This is a genomic window from Chryseobacterium sp. StRB126 (assembly GCF_000829375.1).
Classification (GTDB): domain Bacteria; phylum Bacteroidota; class Bacteroidia; order Flavobacteriales; family Weeksellaceae; genus Chryseobacterium.
Genome location: NZ_AP014624.1, coordinates 2,095,773 through 2,115,844, shown reverse-complemented (window position 1 = coordinate 2,115,844; position 20,072 = coordinate 2,095,773). Strand labels below are relative to the sequence as shown.

Below are 20,072 nucleotides of genomic sequence, written 5' to 3'. Positions count from 1 at the left end.
CCATTTTTTATTCAAGTTATATGAGTTTATTTCTTTTAAGCAGAATTTCGGCTTGCATTAATATTTCCAAACAATGATCTTGTCACTAATTTTTCATAGGCTTCTTTATTTCCTTCTCCTTTTTGGATTTTCATCAGTGCATATTGCTGAATACTTAGCAATGGTAGAACAATCTTCTCACGGATTTTCACAGATTTTCTGGATAACGGATCTTCTTCCTGAAGCATTTTGAACCCGGTAAGTTCCAGCATGATATCTCTTGAAAGTTCATATTCACTGAAAAGAATATTCCAGAAGGCTCCAAATTTAGGGTTCTTTTTAATGTAGTAAGTCAACGGGAAATAAGACTTGTTCATACTCATCATGGAGTTCAAGACCAATGTTTTAAAGAAATCTGATCCTTTATACAATTCTCTTACTTCTTCAAATCTTCCCTGCTCCTTCATCTGCTGCATAGCGTAGCCAAACCCAAAAAATCCGGGAACGTTCTGCTTCAATTGTGACCAGGAACCTACAAAAGGGATCGCTCTCAGATCTTCAAACTTCAGTTCATTTCCGTTTCCTCTTTTGGACGGACGGCTTCCGATATTGGTTTTCCCATAGTATTCCAGGGTACTCATCTCCTGCAGATAAGGCACAAACATTGGATGCGCCTTCAGATCCGAGTATTTCTGATAACTGATATTCGCCAGTTCAATAATCAAAGCTCTTTCTTTTTCCGTAAGGTCTTTTTTAGCATTTTTGAATACATCATTTTCTACTCCGGCAGTCAAAAGTTGTTCAAAATTATACATTGCCTGCTCCTTATTTCCAAAAATACTGGTAATCGTCTGCCCTTGGATCGTTAGTTCAATTTTATTGTTAGCAATTGTTTTTCCCTGAGAAGCATAGAAATCATGGGTTTTCCCGCCACCTCTTGCCGGAGGTCCGCCTCTACCGTCGAAAAATACAACTTTGATATTATTCTGTTCTGAAAGTTTTGTCAGGACTTCTTTAGCCTTATAAATTTCCCAGTTGGCTTTTAAATAACCACCATCCTTGGTTCCATCAGAAAATCCCAACATAATGGTCTGCTGGTTCCCTCTTCTTTCAAGATGTTTTTTATAAACAGGGTTCTGGTATAACTCATTCATCACATGTTCAGCATTATCAAGCCCTTCCATGGTTTCAAAAAGCGGTACAATATCCATGTTGATATCTTCATTCTTATATCCGCAAATCTTAAAGAAAGCATAAACATTCATTACATCTTTCACCGCATCAGAATTGGAGATAATATAACGGTTCATTCCTCTCAGTCCGTTCAAATTCTGAATTTCAGAGACCTGAGATACAGTTAATAAAGTATCCTTTACAATATCTTCAAAATCATTTGCATTTACAGGACCTGAAACCTGAATCAGTTTATTGAATTTCTCTTCATAATCCACTTCTTCATTGCCATATACTTTTACAAAAACCTCATCAATTACTTTTTGGTGAATTCTGCTGTCCTGGCGGATATCCAATGTCGCAAAATGAGTTCCGAAAATCTTCACACGATCCCTGAAATTAACCAAAAGATCTAAAAACAGGGCATTGTGCTCATTCACTAATATTTTTTCAGCCTCATCGGTTCTCTTTAACATATCTTCTGCAGTAATGGTTTTACCATCAAAAATAGCGGCATACAATTCCTCACTCAACACTGTCAATACTTCTGAAACGCCTCTGAAGCTTAATCTTCTTCTGATGAATTTCAAGTGACTGTAATAAGATTTCAGAATGGCTGAACGAAGTTCTTCCGCTACTCTTTTGGTAACATCTGCCGTCACAAAAGGGTTTCCGTCGCGGTCCCCGCCCGGCCAGAAGCCAAGTTGAATAAGATCTTCATGCAGATGAAAGTGTCCGTTTCCAAAAGTTTTTTTAATCTTGGTAAATAACTCACCGATCGTATCGTAATATACATATCTCAGGTAGGAAATAATGCTCAACGCCTCATCAATAGGGGTTGGTTTTTCTTTGTTCACAAAAGGCGTTTTTCCTAATTGCTGTAAAAGGGTATCAATCTGAGTAACGGAATCACTGGTAATGGCTCCTCTAAGATCCTGGATGATTCTCTGTACTGAACTTGGATAAAACTGAGTGGGGTGTGCGGTAAACACTACCTTCACACTGAAATCCTTTAGCTTTTCCCGTACTTTTTCAATTTTATGATCCTGGAAAGAACGTTCAAAGAGATTAGTAACGGTTCCACCATCACTTTCAGAATGCAGGTTCGGAAACGCTGCATCTTCGATACTATCAAATAAAACCACCTGTCTTTCTATATACTGGATAATCTTAAAAAGCAGTTCAAGTTTCTGCTCTTCGGTCTGTAGATCGGTATGGTTTTTAAAGAATTCTTCAACAATTTCTTCGGGTGTTTTGCCGCCTTCGTATCCGATTCTGCTTTCCTCATAAAGAAAAGGAAGCAGCATCCCAATATTAGTCATTTTATCATAGGGCAGGCTCATAAATAATGAATTGTAGATCTGGAATTTGTTCTCCACGATCTGCCTGAATTTTTCTGCGCGTTGGTCGTGTCTCATAATAACAAATGTAAGTGATTTTGGAATTAGTTGAATTGATAAATGACAAAAAATAAAAACTTTATTGTAACCTGAAAAATAAAAATAATAAGGGGAATTACATCCTGTTTTAACATAAAAAGTTAGGCGCTCCATACATCATCCATATTGATCTCTTCAATTAAACATTTCGTAACTTTGCTCTTTGATTTCTTCTTGAATACAGGATTACATTAAAATTTTCGAATATGGGTTACATCAGAGAATATTATGAGCAAATTGTTAAGCTACAGGAATCTGAGTGGAAGTTTATCGCAGGGTATTTTCATAGAAAGGTGTATGCTAAAAACGAAATTATTACCCAGCAGGGCGATACGGAAAATCACCTGTCCTTTATAGAATCCGGACTGGTAAGATTTTATATTCCTGATGATGAACATGGCTATACTTTCAGCTTCAGCTTTGAAAAAGAATTTACCTGTGCCTATGATTCTTTTCTTACCCAAACTCCATCTGAATATGAGATGCAGGCATTAACTGAGACTGTAGTATGGCAAATCTCATATAACGACTTACAGAAAATTTACAGCCAGACGAATGTAGGAAATCATTTGGGCCGTTTTGCTTCTGAAAAATTGTTCCTATCCAAAAGTAAAAGAGAACTTTCTTTATTGAAACTTACCGCCAAAGAACGTTATTTAAAACTATTTACAGAGCAACCTGAGCTCTTACAACGTGTTCCCTTAAAATACATTGCTTCCTATATCGGAATTACTCCACAGGCTTTAAGCAGAATCCGCAGACAGATTAATTAACATAGGTTCATTGTATATCTTTACTCTTCTGCTGAACTTTGCAGAAAAATATTTCAATGAATTTACCTATTGTAGCCTATGGAAACCGCATTTTAAAACAGAAATGCATACAGATTAATGAAAACAGTCATGAAATCCAGGACCTCATTACCAATATGTGGGAAACCATGGAAAATTCCAACGGTTGTGGTCTCTCCTCTTCTCAAATCAATAAACCTTTGCAGCTATTTATTGTTGACAGCCAGATCGCCTTTGAAAATTTTGATACTGAAGATCAGCTTCTTTATTTTGAAAAGAATGATAAAGGGATCAGAGAAACCTTTATTAATGCTAAGATTATTGATTCTTCTGGGGAAACCTGGGAAGATTATGAAGGCTGCCTAAGCATTCCCGGTCTGTCTCAAAAGGTGAAAAGACCATGGGGAATTACCATTGAATATCTTGATCAAAATTTCATTAAATATACCAAAACCTTCACCGGATTAACAGCAAGAATCATCCAGCATGAATACGACCATACACAGGGTATTTTATATATTGATCATTTGAAACCGCTCACAAAAAAAATGATAGAATCGAAACTGAAGAAAATTGTCCATGGAAATATTCAGACAGGATATCCTATGCAGTTTTTATAATATTTCCTTAACATTAAGAAACGTAAGTAATTTTTGTAAATTTGCTCTGAAAACACCTTTCTTTATGAAAATTATCATCACACTATCCCTGATCGTTTCCAATCTGCTTTCTGCACAGGTCAAGGTTCCTGATGATTATAAAAAGATCCCGGATATTCTGGGTACTACCGACTATCTTTATCCATTCGTCATTCCCAATAAAGAATATGCCTATTGGAGAGTACTTACTAACGATCCTGATCCTGATAAAGCTGTGATCTATGAAAGTCAGGCTCCACTTTTTATGACCATTAATGAGCCGGTTCCGGAAAAAGGATTTTTTCAGAAATGCATTGAAAATAATTGCTTTTCCTATATTTTAGCGTGTAAAAAAGAAAGACCTGTTTATTTTTCCAATGAACAGCAATTAAGAGACTTCATCGAAACGGTTGATAATCTTCCAGAAGCTATTTTATTAGCTAAAACGTATGGCTACTCTATTGATACCCAAAATCGTTTTACAGGTTCTTATAAAATTGAAGACCATACTATTTCCTTATATGCTTTACAGGCTAAAGGCTGCCCTGTGACTAAAGAATCGTTTTTAATTAAAATCAATAGAAAAACTGGCAAACTGCAAGTTAAGAGTAATGGTATTTACTCAAAAAGTGAGGATTGCACAACTTTATAGTATTTGAAATACACAAGGCTATAAAATATTACTAAGATATCCATTATTTTTTGCCACGAATGCCAGTTTATTAGGCATTCGTGGCAATAGAAAAGAATACTTAATGGTAAACAATTTATCTTAGATAAAAGTTTTGTAGCTTGACTCTTTCCCAGCATCAGATGTTAATCGCTCCTTGTCCGGATGCCATCAGATAAGCCTCTTTCAGCGTCTCTGAATAAGTAGGATGCGCATAGGAAATACGGAACATATCTTCTGCTGTCACCTCATATTCCTGTGCAATAACTCCCTGTGCAATCAGATCTGCGGCCCTTGCTCCGATGATATGTACTCCCAGGACTTCACCATATTTCAGATCAACTAAAACTTTAGCAAACCCATCCGTATCCATGGAAGCTCTGGCCCTTGCACTGGCTGAAAACGGAAATTTGCCCACATTGTAAGCTATATTATTCTTTTTGAGATATTCTTCAGTATATCCAACGGATGCTACTTCGGGCCAGGTATATACGACAGACGGAATGCGATCATAATGGATATCGTGTTTCTGCCCATTGATGGTTTCCGCTACCAAAACGCCTTCTTCTTCCGCTTTATGGGCAAGCATTGCTCCACCAATTACATCACCAATAGCATAAATATTTGAAACAGATGTCCGGTTGTTTTCATCAACTTGAATAAACCCACGGTTATCTAATTGTACATTTGTATTTTCTAACCCCAATCCTTTTACATAAGGACTTCTTCCTACTGCGACCAGGATATAATCAGCTTCCAATTCATTTTCTGTTCCATTTTTATCTTTAAAAAAGACTTTAGCTCCAGCATCTGAACTTTCCGTTTTATACACTGATTGCCCTAAACGGATATCAACTCCTTCCCTTTTTAGAATTTTCTGAAGATTTTTTCCTAATTCATGATCCATAGCCGCAATAAGATGGTCTGCATATTCAAGAATGATGACCTGAGTTCCGATACGGTTAAAAATGGAGGCCATTTCTACTCCAATTACACCGTCGCCAATGATAATCATAGATTTCGGTTTTTCTTTCAGAGTTAAGGCTTCTGTAGAAGTAATGATTCTCTTTTTATTGATTTCCACTCCCGGAATGGTGGATGGTTTTGAGCCTGTTGCAATGACATAATTTTTGGCGGTAATTTCTTTAGATTCTGCTTCATGAACCACTTTAATAGAGGAATTATTGATGAAACTTGCAGTCCCTTTCAGACGGGTAATATTATTTTTATTCATTAAGAAATCAAGTCCGCTGGTGTTCTTAGCAACTACTTCAGATTTTCTTTTATACATCTGGGTAAAATCAAGTTCTATCTTATCAAGCTTAATTCCATGTTCTTTAAATTTATCCTGAGCTTCTGCATAATGATGCGTGCTGTCCAGCAAAGCTTTTGTTGGGATACAGCCTACATTGGTACAGGTTCCGCCCAATGTGTCATATTTTTCAATAATTACTGTTTTATAGCCTAATTGGGCACTTCTTATAGCGGCAACATATCCTCCGGGTCCTGAGCCAATTACGGCAATGTCATAGTTTTCCATTTGATTTATTAATTATTTATGATTAAATTTACTTGCAAAATAAAAGCAAAATTAAAACAAACGCTTTCATTCTGCAAGTAATATTTTTTAAATTAAAAAAATGAGTAAAAAAAGGTCAGACTGTCCTATTAGCTGTTCTCTTGAAATATGGGGCGATAAATGGTCATTATTAATCATCCGTGATCTGATGCTTAAAAAGCAATGTACTTATGGTGATCTTCAGAAGGCTGATGAAAAAATTGCGTCCAATATTCTGGCAACAAGACTTCAGAATCTACTGGAAAATGGAATTATTGATAAAAAGAACCATCCTGAAAATAAATTAAAGATCTTATACCACCTTACAGAAAAAGGAATTGATTTAGTTCCAATTATTGTTGAAATCAATCTATGGGGTGACAAATATCTAACGATTCCTGAAGAGAGAAAGAGACTGCTGGAAGATATTAAAAAAGATAAAGAAAGCTTTATTAAAAGAGCCAAAAGTTATCTTTCCTGTGAGTCTCCATAAAGACAGTCAATCAATTATCCATGGAGACAGATTGGGAAATCAGCTTTTGATTGCTTTTATGAAATTCTGTGATAGCAATTTTAAACTTTCATTAACTTAATTTTCCTTTTTCATTCCGTAAATTTGGGTTAAAATAAATTTAGAACAATGCTTAATTTCGAGTTTAAAAATCCAACCAAAATACTTTTCGGAAAGGGAGAAATCGCTAAAATTTCCAAGGAAATTCCTCAAAACGCCAAAATATTAATGATCTACGGTGGTGGAAGTATTAAAAATAATGGTGTTTATGATCAGGTAAAAGAAGCTTTAAAAGATCATGAACTCTATGAATTCGGTGGAGTTCCTGCCAATCCTGAATATGAGGTTCTCATTAACGCCATTAGTTTTATTAAGGAAAATAACATCAATTATCTTCTTGCCGTAGGTGGTGGGTCTGTGATTGACGGAACTAAGTTTATCTCTGCAGCGGCCAACTATAATGGGGAACCTTGGGATATTCTGAGAAACCAGGTGAGAACTTTTGAAGGAGAAGGAATGCCATTTGGGAGTATTCTGACGCTTCCGGCAACCGGTTCGGAAATGAACTCAGGATATGTGATTTCCAGAAGAGAAACCAATGAAAAATTGTCTTCCGGAGGTCCGGGACTTTTCCCTCAATTCTCTGTGCTAGATCCTGAAGTTATCAGATCTATTCCTAAAAATCAAATTGTCAACGGAATTACAGATGCTTACACTCATGTACTGGAACAATATATGACGGCTCCTTCTTCTGCTGATCTTCAGGAAAGAATTGCAGAAAGCATTCTGATCAGCCTTCAGGAAACAGCACCAAAAGTATTGGCTGATGATTTCAACTATGATGCTGCCGGAAACTTTATGTGGTGTTGTACGATGGCTTTAAACGGACTGATCCAAAAAGGAGTTATTACTGACTGGGCTGTACATGCTATGGGCCATGAATTAACCGCTTACTTCGGTATTGACCATGCAAGAACACTAGCCATCATTGCTCCTTCTCACTACCGTTATAACTTTGAAGATAAAAAAGGGAAGCTGGCTCAGTATGCGGAAAGAGTTTGGGGAATTAAAGAAGGAAGTATTGAAGAAAAAGCGGAGCTGGGAATTAAAAAACTTGAAGAATTCTTCCACAGCCTGCATATCAAAACCAAACTTTCTGAATATACGGAAGACTATAATGGTACAGCTGAAAGAGTGGAGAAAGCCTTTACAGACAGAAACTGGCTGGGACTTGGTGAGTATAAAAAACTAACTCCTCAGGATGCTTCCAAGATTGTAGAGATGAGCTACTAGATAATTCAAAGTTTAAGGTTTAGAGCTTTTACTTTAAGTTTTGGCTAAAGCCAATGGAATTATGATTTATTTGTTTGGGCGGGCTAAAGCCCGCCCCTATTGATGTTGATATCCGCATGGATATATACACGGATAATAGTTGTTTAACGACAAGATCTTTTATCTTTTATCTTTTATCTTTTATCTTTTATCTTTTATCTTTTATCTTTTATCTTTTATCTTTTATCATAAGACAAATATTCCTTTTTAGATTCATATCCATTTAAAATCTCAAACGGACTTTTAAAAATTGACTTATTTGTAAACATTCGTTTAAAAAAAGATCATTTCATCACATATATTTCAAATTTATTTATATTTTAGCATATTCTTAAATTTGTGAAAATGAAAAAACAGCTACTTTTATTTGCCTTTTCAGCTCTGGCGCTTACTTCTTGTAATGATGATAACCTTACCGCCTATGAAATGGATATTATGAAAGGGGATTGGAAAGAAGTAAAGACAGAAATTATTTCAGGAAAAGATAATAAAACTGTGCTTGAAACTACAACTCCGGAAGGATGTACTGCGAAAAATACACTTTTCTTCAGAACAGATTATTATGTAAGCTATACAGCTTACGATGGAAATGCAGATGGAACTAATTGCCATTTTGCTGCTAAAAACGAAGGGAAATACACTTATGATACAGATTCTAAAGTTCTGAATATTCAACTAAAAGGAGAGGATGGTGAGCCTGACAATATGAGCTTCAGAGTTGATATGCTTACCCAAACCGAGTTTAGACTGGCACAGCTGGTTGGAAATTATGATAAAAACGGAGACAAGGTTATAGACGTCACCTACATTACTTATAAAAGATAAGACTTAAACTCCCGCTGATCGGGAGTTTTTTATTATTTTTATCTCAAATTCTAAAACTGAATATAATGAAGAAGATTCTATCAGCATTTCTAATGTTGTATTTTACGATTGCCTTTTCGCAGGAAAAAAAGCCAATGTTCTGGCACGACATCCAGGAATTCAAAAAGCAAGATCAACAAACTCCGCCTCCTCAAAATGCTATTTTATTAATAGGAAGTTCATCTTTTACGAAATGGACTGATGTAGCGGATTATTTCCCAACTAAAACCATTATCAACAGAGGTTTTGGTGGTTCAAGGCTTACTGATCTTAATTATTTCGCAGATGATCTTTTATCTCCTTACCAGCCTAAGCAGATCATTATCTATTGCGGAGAAAATGATTTTGCAGATAATCATCAATTAAAAGCACAAAAAGTTGTTAAGAGATACAAAAGCTTTTACAAAAAAATCCGTGAAAAATTTCCTGATATTGAAGTAGATTATATCTCCATGAAATACTCGCCCAGTAGAGAGATCCTTTGGCCTCAGATCAAAGAAGCCAATGCAAGGATTGAGGCCTTCATGAAAAAGCAGCCTCATTCAGAGTTTATAGATGTAACCAAGGCAATGGAAGATGCCAACGGGAAGGTAAGAAAAGATATTTTCGTGGAAGATATGCTTCACTTTAAACCGGAAGGTTATCAGATCTGGGCTAAGGTGATTACTCCTTATATGAAATAAAGATGATGAAGAGGAAGAAAGTTAAATCTTACAACGATTCATCAACAAAATTGATAAAAAAAACGATTCCTGATTTGGAATCGTTTTTTGTTTTATTTCTTTCTCTTCGATTTAGAGATTGCCTTCTGCTGCGATCTGTTAGCTCCAAACTTCTTGGGCACTTTTCTTTTTGAAGGTCCACCCCAGTTTTCTTTTGTATTCTTCGCCTTTTTCTCATGGAATGCTCCTCCACCATCGTTCAGTTTTACCTGTGCAGGATTTTTCATCACTACTTCATCTTTTTCTGAAGCAATTTTGTTCGGGTTAATTTTAACGCCTTCCGGGAAGTCATTAAACTGTAATTCTTTATCCATTAAAAGCTCGATATCCAGAATTAAAGGCTCTTCCTTTTTAGTAACAAAAGTCATTGCTTTACCCTCTTTATCTGCTCTACCTGTTCTACCGATTCTATGGATATACTGCTCAGGGATATCAGGCGTTTCAAAGTTGATAACGTGGGTAATATTTGAGATATCAAGACCTCTCGCCATTACATCGGTTGTAATTAAACCTCTGATTTCTTCATTTTCAAAGCTTTTCATCGCCTTAAGCCTGTAGTTTTGAGATTTATTGGAGTGAATCACATCAAACTGCTCAGGGAAAAGCTCATCAATTTTAGTGAAAAGAAGATCAGCATGTTTTTTATTATTGTTAAAGATCAAAACTTTAGACATATCTGTATCATTCTTCAACAAATGCTCAAGAAGGTTGATCTTCGTATTAAAGTTTTCAACTTTATAGGCTGTCTGCTCAATTTTTTCAAGCGGAGTCCCTGATTTTGCCAATGAAATTTCTATAGGGCTGGCAAAGTATTCTTCCAACATACCGTCTACAGCTTCTGTCATGGTTGCAGAGAAAAGAATATTTTGTCTCTTCTCCTTCATCATTTCAAAAATATGGGTAAGCTGTGGTCTGAAACCCAGATTAAGCATCTCATCAAATTCATCAATGATAAGCTTCTGAATTTCTTTAAGAGAAATGGCATTGTCTATGGAAAGGTCCATTACTCTTCCTGGTGTACCTACTAAAATATCACAACCATCATTAAATAATAGTTTCTGGGTATTGATATTTTTTCCACCGTATATTCCGATTACTCTTGCAGTAATATTTTCAGTCAGTTTCTCAAGAATTTCTGTTACCTGTACCACCAATTCTCTTGTAGGAACCAATACTAAAACCGTTGGATTTCCTGTTTTACTGTATTTCCACGTTTTAAGAACGGGTAAAAGATACGCCAATGTTTTCCCGGTTCCGGTTTGTGCAATTCCCATTACATCTCTTCCGGAAAGGATAGGCTTTAAACTTTTCTCCTGAATCGGAGTAGGCTCAAATAATTCTAAATCTGCTAAAACATCAAGAATTTTAACCGGCAGGTCAAAATCTGCAAAAGTGAGTTTTTCCATTTTGCAAAGATAGGTATTAATATTAAAATGTAAAATCAGGTTTTAGCAAACAGAAAAGAGATAAGGAGAATGGAGATCCGAGATTTCAAGAGGTAAGGTATGAAACATCTTCTTTAAAACTCATATTAACCTTGACTTTTAATCTCTTAACCGTCTCAATTTACTTTTACGCTTTTACTGCTTATTTTAATATCATCATCTTTCCATTCACTGGTCGTGATGATAACACTTCGGGTCTTTTTAGGGTCTTTTTTAATAGGAAATTTATCTTCTTCCCATTGGTTACAATGAGTGGAAATAGGGTCTACCAATGGTCTCCATCCGGTTTTACTTAAAGTGTAGGTATAAAATGGATGCCAGCAGCTGGTACACCAATTGGGATAAAAGCCAATATCATCCTTTCCGTCGTTGTTAAGATCCCCCAGGTTGTATAAAGCACCGCCTTTAGCCATCGAAATAGTGAATGGCTTTATATTTTTATCACTGAAATAAACGGTGGTATTACACTTCCCGTCACATTCATCACTGCAATCACTGACCTTAGCATACCCATATTCTTTTGTTCCGTTTCCATCAAAGTCTCCTTGGATCTTCTCTTCATTTCCTTCCTGAGCCATGCAGAATGAACTGCAAAGAGTTATCGTGGTTATGATTAGTTTTTTCATTGCTTTATTTTTTAAGTGGTACGAGATCCGAGGTTCGGGATACCAACTTTAGATGATACATCTTTTTATACTCGAAGCCCGCAACTCGATTATTTTCTTGTTACTCTCAGCAAAAGTATTACTATTAAAATGATTGAAAAAATGAAGCCCAGAACAGCTACCAAAGATAGTTCTCCTATTCTCGGTCCGGATTCTGAGGTAAAAACAATTGATGTCGCAATAATATTAGCCCCTAAAATCATGGCTAAAATCAGATTGACCACACTGGATTTAATCAGCTGATTGGTTTTTTCTATATTTTTGATCTCACTGGAGACTGTAAATTTATTTTCATCCAGTTTTTGAAGTACTGAGCGAAGTTCTCTTGGAATTTCATCAATATTGTCTGTAAAATTCATCATCCGATCCATTCCTGTCTTTAAAAGGTTTTTCGGACTGATCTTTTTGGTAAATATTTTTTTAGTGTAGGGATGAAGGCTTTTTACGATATCCAGATCAGGATTGATATTTCTTCCTACTCCTTCTATCAAGCTAATTCCTTTAAATAAAAGGTAAAAATAATCAGGCATATAAAGTCTGTTATCTTTCAAAATATCCTTCATTTTATTAATAATCACCTGTACGTTGATCTCCTGTAATGAAGAACTGTGTACGAAATTCAAAATATCTTCTACATCGTTTTCAAATCTTCTTTCGTCAGGAATTTCATAGCTCACCGCCATTTTTTTGAGATAACGGACTATTTTATGTGGATTTTTAGCTACAAAGCTTACGATAAGATTTTCAAGAATCTCCTTATCATTTGGTTGAATCTTTCCTACTGCTCCAAAATCAATAAAAACAATTCGTCCATCTTTTTTTACTAAAATATTTCCTGCATGTGGGTCGGCATGAAAGAATCCATAGTCCAGGATTTGCGAAACAAAGAGTCTCAGACCGGCTTCAGAAACTTTTACAGGATCAATATTGTTAGCTAAAAGAACAGATTTATCGGTTACCTTGATCCCATCAATAAATTCCATACAAAGAATATTATTGTTGGAAAATTCATCATAAACCTTAGGAACATAGGTTTCTTTGCTATTCTTAAAATTGAGTCGGAATTGTTGGATGTTATTCTTCTCATTAATCAGAGAAACTTCTTCTAATAGAGATCTTTCAAAAGTAGAAATCGCCTGTTTGAGATTAAGCTTCTCTCCAATTTCCGAATAGGCTGAAATTAATTTTTCAATGTCTTTGATGAGTAATAAATCATCTTCTATGACAGATTGTACATCAGGTTTTCTAAGCTTTAAAATAACCGGACTACCATCCAGTAATACGGCTTTATATACCTGTGCAATAGAGGCGGTTGCCAAAGGTTCTTTCTGAATTTCCAGAAAATGATCTTTCACAGAAATATTAAACTCATTTTCCAGAGCTTCTTCTACATCCATATCTACTGTTTCAACCTTATCCTGCAGCTTCTGCAGCTCCTGAATCAATTCCGGTGGCAACAGATCTTCTCTGTTACTGAATGTTTGTCCAAGCTTTACAAAAGTAGGCCCCAATTCTTCCAAAGCAAGTCTGATCCTTTCATAAACTGTTCCTTTTGAAATAATCTCATCCGAATTACCGGAAACTTCTTCCTGTTTATTTCCCCCATTCATTCTTGCAAGCATATCTTTAAAGCCGTATTTGCTTAATACAGAAATCAGTCTTGCGGATCTTTTCAGTTTTCTTTGTTGCTTATCAAACATAGTATATCAATAGTAGGTGCAATTTACTCCAAAAACTATTCCTAATAGTATTTTCACTTGAGTTTGGAGTAAGAAAGTTAAGGTTAAATGGCTGGAAGTGGGAAGCTTGAGGGTGGAAGTTACTTTTAGCCATACCGTTACTATCTATGTTCTTATTTAATGAAACAAAAAAATAGTCTTTCTTGATGTTTTTTAATTAATCCCGCCTCCGATTGCTAACTTCATGCTCATTTGAGCAAAAATTTCTACCCTGAACTTAGGTTATTTTATTAAAAAACTGACAGAAAATCACCATATAGAGATTAAAAATATCATCACATAATCAATGTTTTAAGTGATTATTTATAAGCATAATGAAAAAAGAATGTCATGTATAATAATAATTTATATATTTACGGAGTACAAACATTAAAACAAACCAATAAAAGTATTACAACATGAAAAATTTACGTAACAGCAAACTTTCAAGAGAACAATTAAAAAGTGTTTCCGGAAGCGGAATTATCATCGGTGGAAAATGTTCACACCAATGCTGCCCTACTGATGGACTTCCACAGTGCCCGGGATTGATTTGTCCTGCAGTGGTTTGCCCACAGTATAAATAATTCGCTCAAAAAATTTTAGGTAAATAAAAACAGAATGCTTTCGCATTCTGTTTTGTTATTTAAGATAGGTTTCATAAAGATCTTTTCTGCGGTCTTTCATCACCTGAACCGAGCCATTGTGATGGAGGTCTTTCAGTAAATTCAAATCTACATCTACAATCAGGGTCATTTCTGTATTAGGTGTTGCTTCCCCTTTCACTGCATTAGATGGGAATGCGAAATCTGAAGGAGTAAATACAGCAGCCTGCCCAAACTGGATATCCATATTATTGACTTTCGGAAGATTCCCTACACAACCTGCAATGGCTACATAGCATTCATTTTCTATAGCTCTTGCTGCGGCACAATGGCGGACTCTCATATACGCGTTCTGTGTATCGGTAAGATAAGGAACAAACAGGATCTTCATCCCCTGATCGGCTAAAATTCTTGGCAATTCCGGGAATTCAACGTCGTAGCAGATCACGAGACCTATTTTACCACAGTCTGTATCGAAAACTTTTATTTCATTACCTCCTTTCATCCCATAATATCTCTTTTCATTTGGTGTGATATGGATCTTTCTGTATTCATCCATACGCCCATCACGGTGAAGAAGGTAACTGACATTATACAAATCATTAGTATCATGATCAAAGACTGGCATACTTCCGGAAATGATATTGACATTATAACTAATGGCCAACTCAGAAATTTTCTTTTTAATATCCTCAGTAAGTTTTGCAAGCTCTATCATACTGTCTCTTTCAGAAAGATTATTGAAAGGAGCCAGCAAAGGAGTGTTAAAGAGTTCAGGAAAAAGAACAAAATCGGATTTATAATCCCCCATTACATTCACAAAAAACTCCACCTGTTCATAAAAGGCTTCTATATCTTTGAAATGCCTCATCTGCCACTGCACCAGACCAAGACGGATAATGCTGTCCTGCATGGTATTCGGTTTTCTGCTGTAATAGATGTTGTTCCATTGTAAAAGAACTGCATTTTCTCTCGATGCTTCATCTTCAGGAAGATATTTTTTCAGGATTCTTATCGGAAGAAAGTTATTGGAAAGCTGAAAAGACAATACCGGATCATAAATCTCTTTATCTCTTACTTTTCGGATATATTCTCTTGGCGAAAACTCGTGGCTGTATTTGTGATAATTCGGGATTCTGCCCCCAAGAACAATTGATTTTAGGTTTAACTGTTCACAGAGCTCTTTCCGGGCATCATAGAGCCTCCTTCCAAGGCGTAGTTCACGATACTCAGGATCTACAAAGACTTCTATTCCGTATAAAACATTTCCGGTGGATAAATGGGTATTGAAAGTATAATTTCCAGTAATATCACTATAGGTATGGTCATCCCCGAATTCTTCATAATTAACAATGATAGAAAGCGCTACTGCCGCTAATTTTCCGTCTACTGTAATGCAGATTTGCCCATTGGGAAATATCCTTGTCAGTTTTTCTATGCTTTTTTTAGACCATATGGATTCTGACATTTGCGGATAGGCTCTTTTCATTGTTTCTGCCAGCTCATCATAATCCTGAACAGTCAGGGGTCTTGTATCTATTTGCATTGGGTATATTTTTACTTAAATTTAGTGAAAATTTTATAACTAATAAGCATCTATACTTAAACAGAATCTTAAATACACAAGCGCTAATTGATCAAAAAATAAAAGTACGACACGAAAATTAAAACTTTATAAACTCAACAAATAATCCTACCCAAATGGGCAGGATCATTATTTTAAAATTAAATTGAAAATTTTTCCCACTTAATAATCACTTATTCTTCATTTAAGTGATAGACTTCTTTCAGTTTCTGAGGTTTAATTTCTCTCACAATCTCATATTTCCCATTAAAGTAATCTAATTGACATTCATATGTTTTGGATTTTCCACCGGCAATTAAAACACCTATAACACCACCAATTGGACCACCAATCATTGCCCCTGTAGTACCGGATATAAGCTGCCTTTCTCCAGTTGGCCTGTCATATATTTTTGAAATAAAATAAAAATCTTCGGAGGTTTTTCTCATAGGATATAATTCTCCTTCATACATTATATATGCTTTCCCTTGAGTAACCACTGCGTAAGAGTCAGTTTTGGCATTTCTCTTTTTCCCCTTATCATCAATATAAGTCACTTTAGTAATCATCCCAAGATTTACTTGTATTTCACTAATTGATTTATCGGGAACTTGTGTACTGAAAGATTTATAATTCAAATAAACTCCATCTTTTAGTTTGGATTGAGTATATAGCGGTAATTGTGACTTTGCTATTCTATCATAATTATTGATATCTTCTTGTGTATAGATTTTATGATCGATAGGAGCAGCAGAAACAGCATCGAAAACAGTTTTATGGAGATAATCCAAGGACTGTTCTTCCAACTTCTTGGTTACATCCATTTTAAACAAAACCATCGTAGTATCTATTTTCTTGATCAGTTGGTATTGATTTTCTTTACCTCCAAAAATCAGCGCTCTGAAATTAAAATATCCGTACTGTACCATATCAATCGTCACTTCCTTATAATTCAGGCTTCTTAATTGTATCAATAATTCCTGATCTTTTGCAGAGGTTTTATCAATTCCTTTATCAAACATTTTGGTTAGCTGCTCTTCAAAACTTGGACTAAATCTAACTTTCGCTTTTCTATCAGATACTCCTTTCATCACAATTCCATAATCATCAGGATTGGTTCTTATATCCTGAAGTTTGATTTTATTATAATTAGAATTGACAATAGTTTGCAAAGGATCTGACAAGTTTAATTCTTCAATAATAAACTTTTTAGACTGGGCAAAAGTGGTAGTTACCGTCAGAAGCAATAACAGAGTTAAGATGTTTCTCATATTTTTAGATTTCCATGGATTTTGTTTTTTCTATCAGAGAGGATCCATTTCAATTAGCGTTCATGATTATTTTCTGCTAAATACGCATTTTTTTCAGAGAAAATAAAGACATTTAACAAAAAATCCTACCCAAAAAGGGCAGGATTTATATTTTACATTCAAGTTGAGATTATTCCCACTCAATCGTTGCAGGTGGTTTGCTTGAAATATCGTAAGCTACTCTGTTAATTCCTCTTACTTCGTTAATGATTCTGCTTGAAACAGTATCTAAGAACTCGTAAGGAAGTCTGCTCCATGTTGCTGTCATAAAGTCGATAGTGTTAGCAGAACGAACTACAGCTGTATACTCGTAAGTTCTTTCGTCTCCCATTACTCCTACAGATTTTACAGGAAGTAATACTACGAAAGCCTGAGAAACTTTTTCATAAAGATCGTTTTTGTATAATTCTTCAATGAAAATATCGTCAGCCTCCTGAAGGATTCTTACTTTCTCAGCATCTACAGCTCCCAATACTCTGATTCCTAATCCAGGACCTGGGAAAGGGTGTCTGTAAACCATATGATGAGGAATCCCTAGTTCTTCTCCTACTCTTCTTACTTCGTCCTTGAAAAGCTCTCTTAATGGCTCTAATAATTCGAATTCCATATCTTCAGGAAGTCCTCCAACATTGTGGTGAGACTTGATTACTGCAGAGGGTCCGTTTACAGACTGGCTTTCGATAACATCTGGGTAAATGGTTCCCTGAGCTAAGAATTTAGCCCCTTCAATTTTATGAGATTCTTCATCAAATACGTGGATAAATTCGTTTCCGATGATCTTTCTCTTCGCTTCCGGATCGTCTACTCCTGCCAATTTTGAAAGGAATCTTTCCTGAGCATCCACCATTTTAATGTTCATATGGAAGTGCTCTCCATACTGATCCATTACTTTCTTACCTTCATCCTTTCTCAATAATCCTGTATCTACGAAGATACAAGTTAACTGATCTCCGATTGCTTTATGGATCAAAACCGCTGCTACAGAGGAGTCAACCCCTCCAGAAAGACCCAGGATTACTTTGTGGCCTCCTACTTTTTCACGGATTTCTTCAACTGTTTTTTCAATATAGTTTGTCAGTTTCCAGTTTTTCTCTGCATTACAGATTCCAAACACGAAGTTTTCAAGCATTTTTCCTCCTTCTTCCGTATGAGAAACTTCCGGGTGGAACTGAACGCAGAAGATTTTCTTGTCTTCATTGGAAATAGAAGCAATTACTCCTGATTTTGCGTTTAATTCAAAACCTACAGGTAACTCTCCTACCTCATCAAAGTGGCTCATCCAAACTACAGAGTTCTGAGTCACTCCTTTTAATAAAGAGCTCTCTTTAACGATCTCAAGATTAGCCTTTCCGTATTCACCTTTTTCTCCTTTGTTTACTTTTCCTCCTAAAAGGTGAGCCGTCATCTGCATTCCGTAGCAAATCCCCAACACAGGAACTCCCTGTTCGTATAATTCTTTTTCAACAAGGTGAGCATTTTCTGCATTTACAGAACTTGGTCCTCCTGAAAGAATAATTCCTTTTGGCTGTTTTGCTATAATATCTTGTAAAGGTGTATTGAAAGGTAAGATTTCAGAATACACTCCCATCTCACGGATTCTTCTTCCGATAAGCTGGTTGTACTGGGATCCGAAATCTAAAATAATAATACCGTTGTTCATTTTTGATAATTGATTTATTTGAAAGATTTCAGATTTAAGACATCCTATTTCAGATTTTTAGTCTGAAGTCTGGAATCTAGCATCTGAACTCTTATTTCTAATATTAACTGTTTTACAAAAAAAGACTTGGAATGGCTCCAAATCTTTTTTCGTGATTTTTATTAAAACTTTCCGATGTCTTCTCTGTAGAAGCCGTAATCGAAATGTACATGACCTGCGTCTTCGTAAACTTTTTTGCGGGCATCTTCGAAAGTAGCTCCTGTTGCTACAATGTTCAATACTCTACCGCCATTGGAAACTACTTTATCTCCTTTTGTGACAGCTCCTGCATATAATAGTTTACTGTGTTTTACTTTATCTTCTCCTGTAATTTGGAAACCTGTTTCAATATTTCTTGGGTAACCACCTGAACACATTACAAGACAAACTGCTTTTTCGTCTTTAAACTTAAGCTCGATGTCTTTTCCGTCCATACAGTCCTGAATCACATCTAAAAGGTTGTTTTCCATAAGAGCCATCAATACCTGAGTTTCAGGATCTCCAAATCTCATGTTGTACTCAAGAAGATAAGCTCCGTTCTTAGTGACCATTAATCCGAAGAAAATGATTCCTTTGAAACTGAAACCTTCAGCTTTAAGACCTTTAATAGTAGGTTCTAAAATATTTTGCTCAAAATCAGCGTAATGCTCCTGAGTGAATTCCGGGCTTGGTGCTATTGAACCCATGCCTCCTGTATTGGGTCCTGAATCTCCGTTTCCAGCTTTCTTATAATCTTTAGCTGCAACACAAGGGAATAATTTTTCCCCGTTTGAGAAAGCGATAATTGATGCCTCAAATCCTTGTAAATATTCCTCGATCACTAAACGGATACCCGCGTCTCCATAGATTCTTCTGATCATGAAATCGTGGATCGTAGCTTCAGCTTCTTCAAGATTATCACAGATTACAACACCTTTTCCGCCTGCTAAACCACTTGCTTTGATCACTAGAGGATACTGCTGTGTCTGGATGTATTCTTTAGCATCATTATATGAATCAAATACTACCGCTTTAGCTGTTTTGATATCATAGGTCTGCATAAATCTCTTAGAGAAAGCCTTACTTCCTTCCAGACTGGCTACTTTCTGAGTAGGTCCGAAAACCTTAAGGTCGTGTTTTTTGAACTCATCCTTGATCCCGGCTACCAATGGAGCTTCTGGTCCAACAATTGTTAAATCAACCTTTTCTTTAATAGCGAAATCTCTAAGTTCTTTGATTTCTGATAAATGAACATTTTTCCCTATTGCATCGGTAGTAGCATTCCCGTTAGCAAAAAACATTTTAGAAATTCTTGGGTCATTCTGAAGCTTTGCTGCTAAAGCAGATTCTCTACCGCCTTCACCTATGATTAATATTCTCATACTTTATTTATTATCTAGTCTTATTCTA

General features: G+C 35.8%; 17 protein-coding genes. 8 read left to right on the top strand and 9 right to left on the bottom strand.

Features of this window, described 5'->3' with window-relative positions; translation table 11 throughout:
* Positions 1-35: 35 nt before the first annotated feature.
* Positions 36-2,570 carry a phosphoenolpyruvate carboxylase gene (locus tag CHSO_RS09485; protein ID WP_045495304.1) on the bottom strand — a complete coding sequence of 845 codons (2,535 nt, stop codon included), beginning with the start codon at positions 2,568-2,570 and terminating at the stop codon, positions 36-38.
* 227 nt (positions 2,571-2,797) lie between these two features.
* On the opposite strand from CHSO_RS09485, the gene CHSO_RS09480 reads away from it, so the two are divergent.
* The 3 genes from CHSO_RS09480 (at position 2,798) to CHSO_RS09470 (ending at position 4,672) form a co-directional block, all read left to right on the top strand.
* Entirely contained in the window at positions 2,798-3,364 is a 567-nt protein-coding gene (locus tag CHSO_RS09480; protein ID WP_045495303.1) for a Crp/Fnr family transcriptional regulator, read from the top strand.
* Between the two features lie 56 nt (positions 3,365-3,420).
* Complete coding sequence (gene def / locus CHSO_RS09475) at positions 3,421-4,002, top strand: peptide deformylase (RefSeq protein WP_045495301.1); 582 nt, start codon at positions 3,421-3,423, stop codon at positions 4,000-4,002.
* Between the two features lie 64 nt (positions 4,003-4,066).
* Complete coding sequence (locus tag CHSO_RS09470) at positions 4,067-4,672, top strand: hypothetical protein (RefSeq protein ID WP_045495298.1); 606 nt, start codon at positions 4,067-4,069, stop codon at positions 4,670-4,672.
* Between the two features lie 157 nt (positions 4,673-4,829).
* On the opposite strand, the gene lpdA is transcribed toward CHSO_RS09470, so the two are convergent.
* The gene (gene lpdA / locus CHSO_RS09465) at positions 4,830-6,230 is read right to left on the bottom strand and encodes a dihydrolipoyl dehydrogenase (RefSeq protein ID WP_045495296.1); all 1,401 of its coding nucleotides are present in this window, start codon (positions 6,228-6,230) and stop codon (positions 4,830-4,832) included.
* 100 nt (positions 6,231-6,330) lie between these two features.
* On the opposite strand from lpdA, the gene CHSO_RS09460 reads away from it, so the two are divergent.
* The 4 genes from CHSO_RS09460 to CHSO_RS09445 all read left to right on the top strand — a co-directional run bounded on the left by CHSO_RS09460 (position 6,331) and on the right by CHSO_RS09445 (position 9,638).
* The gene (locus tag CHSO_RS09460) at positions 6,331-6,741 is read left to right on the top strand and encodes a winged helix-turn-helix transcriptional regulator (protein WP_045495294.1); all 411 of its coding nucleotides are present in this window, start codon (positions 6,331-6,333) and stop codon (positions 6,739-6,741) included.
* Positions 6,742-6,888: 147 nt separating this feature from the next.
* Entirely contained in the window at positions 6,889-8,052 is a 1,164-nt protein-coding gene (locus CHSO_RS09455; RefSeq protein ID WP_045495292.1) for an iron-containing alcohol dehydrogenase, read from the top strand.
* Positions 8,053-8,436: 384 nt separating this feature from the next.
* Complete coding sequence (locus tag CHSO_RS09450) at positions 8,437-8,916, top strand: lipocalin family protein (protein ID WP_045495290.1); 480 nt, start codon at positions 8,437-8,439, stop codon at positions 8,914-8,916.
* A gap of 65 nt (positions 8,917-8,981) precedes the next feature.
* Positions 8,982-9,638 (top strand): GDSL-type esterase/lipase family protein, encoded by a 657-nt coding sequence (locus CHSO_RS09445; RefSeq protein ID WP_045495288.1) that lies wholly within the window; start codon positions 8,982-8,984, stop codon positions 9,636-9,638.
* A gap of 92 nt (positions 9,639-9,730) precedes the next feature.
* On the opposite strand, the gene CHSO_RS09440 is transcribed toward CHSO_RS09445, so the two are convergent.
* The 3 genes from CHSO_RS09440 to CHSO_RS09430 form a co-directional block, all read right to left on the bottom strand.
* Positions 9,731-11,083: a DEAD/DEAH box helicase gene (locus CHSO_RS09440; protein ID WP_045495285.1), complete on the bottom strand. Its 1,353-nt coding sequence runs from the start codon at positions 11,081-11,083 to the stop codon at positions 9,731-9,733.
* Positions 11,084-11,238: 155 nt separating this feature from the next.
* On the bottom strand, positions 11,239-11,748 hold the full coding sequence (locus tag CHSO_RS09435; protein ID WP_045495283.1) for a hypothetical protein: 510 nt from the start codon (positions 11,746-11,748) through the stop codon (positions 11,239-11,241).
* Positions 11,749-11,837: 89 nt separating this feature from the next.
* A complete protein-coding gene (locus CHSO_RS09430) occupies positions 11,838-13,487 on the bottom strand; it encodes an ABC1 kinase family protein (RefSeq protein ID WP_045495281.1) in 1,650 nt (549 codons plus the stop codon).
* A 437-nt stretch (positions 13,488-13,924) separates the two neighbouring features.
* Here CHSO_RS09430 and CHSO_RS25935 point away from each other — a divergent pair, with 437 nt between their 5' ends.
* Positions 13,925-14,092, top strand: a complete 168-nt coding sequence (locus CHSO_RS25935; RefSeq protein WP_171817630.1) for a hypothetical protein — start codon at positions 13,925-13,927, stop codon at positions 14,090-14,092.
* A 55-nt stretch (positions 14,093-14,147) separates the two neighbouring features.
* On the opposite strand, the gene CHSO_RS09425 is transcribed toward CHSO_RS25935, so the two are convergent.
* The 4 genes from CHSO_RS09425 to purD all read right to left on the bottom strand — a co-directional run bounded on the left by CHSO_RS09425 (position 14,148) and on the right by purD (position 20,044).
* A complete protein-coding gene (locus CHSO_RS09425; RefSeq protein WP_045495280.1) occupies positions 14,148-15,656 on the bottom strand; it encodes a bifunctional GNAT family N-acetyltransferase/carbon-nitrogen hydrolase family protein in 1,509 nt (502 codons plus the stop codon).
* 212 nt (positions 15,657-15,868) lie between these two features.
* Positions 15,869-16,945, bottom strand: a complete 1,077-nt coding sequence (locus CHSO_RS09420; protein WP_045495279.1) for a hypothetical protein — start codon at positions 16,943-16,945, stop codon at positions 15,869-15,871.
* A gap of 169 nt (positions 16,946-17,114) precedes the next feature.
* Positions 17,115-18,644, bottom strand: coding sequence for a glutamine-hydrolyzing GMP synthase (gene guaA, locus CHSO_RS09415; RefSeq protein ID WP_045495278.1), 1,530 nt, complete (start codon positions 18,642-18,644; stop codon positions 17,115-17,117).
* Positions 18,645-18,805: 161 nt separating this feature from the next.
* Positions 18,806-20,044: a phosphoribosylamine--glycine ligase gene (purD, locus tag CHSO_RS09410; protein WP_045495277.1), complete on the bottom strand. Its 1,239-nt coding sequence runs from the start codon at positions 20,042-20,044 to the stop codon at positions 18,806-18,808.
* Between the last annotated feature and the right edge of the window lie 28 nt (positions 20,045-20,072).

Excerpts from the sequence above, each read along its gene's own strand:
- CHSO_RS09430 (WP_045495281.1), bottom strand. The coding sequence starts at position 13,487 with ATGTTTGATAAGCAACAAAGAAAACTGAAAAGATCCGCAAGACTGATT.
- CHSO_RS09420 (WP_045495279.1), bottom strand. The coding sequence starts at position 16,945 with ATGAGAAACATCTTAACTCTGTTATTGCTTCTGACGGTAACTACCACT.
- CHSO_RS09470 (WP_045495298.1), top strand. The coding sequence starts at position 4,067 with ATGAAAATTATCATCACACTATCCCTGATCGTTTCCAATCTGCTTTCT.
- def (WP_045495301.1), top strand. The coding sequence starts at position 3,421 with ATGAATTTACCTATTGTAGCCTATGGAAACCGCATTTTAAAACAGAAA.
- CHSO_RS25935 (WP_171817630.1), top strand. The coding sequence starts at position 13,925 with ATGAAAAATTTACGTAACAGCAAACTTTCAAGAGAACAATTAAAAAGT.
- guaA (WP_045495278.1), bottom strand. The coding sequence starts at position 18,644 with ATGAACAACGGTATTATTATTTTAGATTTCGGATCCCAGTACAACCAG.
- CHSO_RS09445 (WP_045495288.1), top strand. The coding sequence starts at position 8,982 with ATGAAGAAGATTCTATCAGCATTTCTAATGTTGTATTTTACGATTGCC.
- CHSO_RS09450 (WP_045495290.1), top strand. The coding sequence starts at position 8,437 with ATGAAAAAACAGCTACTTTTATTTGCCTTTTCAGCTCTGGCGCTTACT.
- lpdA (WP_045495296.1), bottom strand. The coding sequence starts at position 6,230 with ATGGAAAACTATGACATTGCCGTAATTGGCTCAGGACCCGGAGGATAT.
- CHSO_RS09485 (WP_045495304.1), bottom strand. The coding sequence starts at position 2,570 with ATGAGACACGACCAACGCGCAGAAAAATTCAGGCAGATCGTGGAGAAC.
- CHSO_RS09460 (WP_045495294.1), top strand. The coding sequence starts at position 6,331 with ATGAGTAAAAAAAGGTCAGACTGTCCTATTAGCTGTTCTCTTGAAATA.
- CHSO_RS09425 (WP_045495280.1), bottom strand. The coding sequence starts at position 15,656 with ATGCAAATAGATACAAGACCCCTGACTGTTCAGGATTATGATGAGCTG.
- purD (WP_045495277.1), bottom strand. The coding sequence starts at position 20,044 with ATGAGAATATTAATCATAGGTGAAGGCGGTAGAGAATCTGCTTTAGCA.
- CHSO_RS09480 (WP_045495303.1), top strand. The coding sequence starts at position 2,798 with ATGGGTTACATCAGAGAATATTATGAGCAAATTGTTAAGCTACAGGAA.
- CHSO_RS09455 (WP_045495292.1), top strand. The coding sequence starts at position 6,889 with ATGCTTAATTTCGAGTTTAAAAATCCAACCAAAATACTTTTCGGAAAG.
- CHSO_RS09440 (WP_045495285.1), bottom strand. The coding sequence starts at position 11,083 with ATGGAAAAACTCACTTTTGCAGATTTTGACCTGCCGGTTAAAATTCTT.
- CHSO_RS09435 (WP_045495283.1), bottom strand. The coding sequence starts at position 11,748 with ATGAAAAAACTAATCATAACCACGATAACTCTTTGCAGTTCATTCTGC.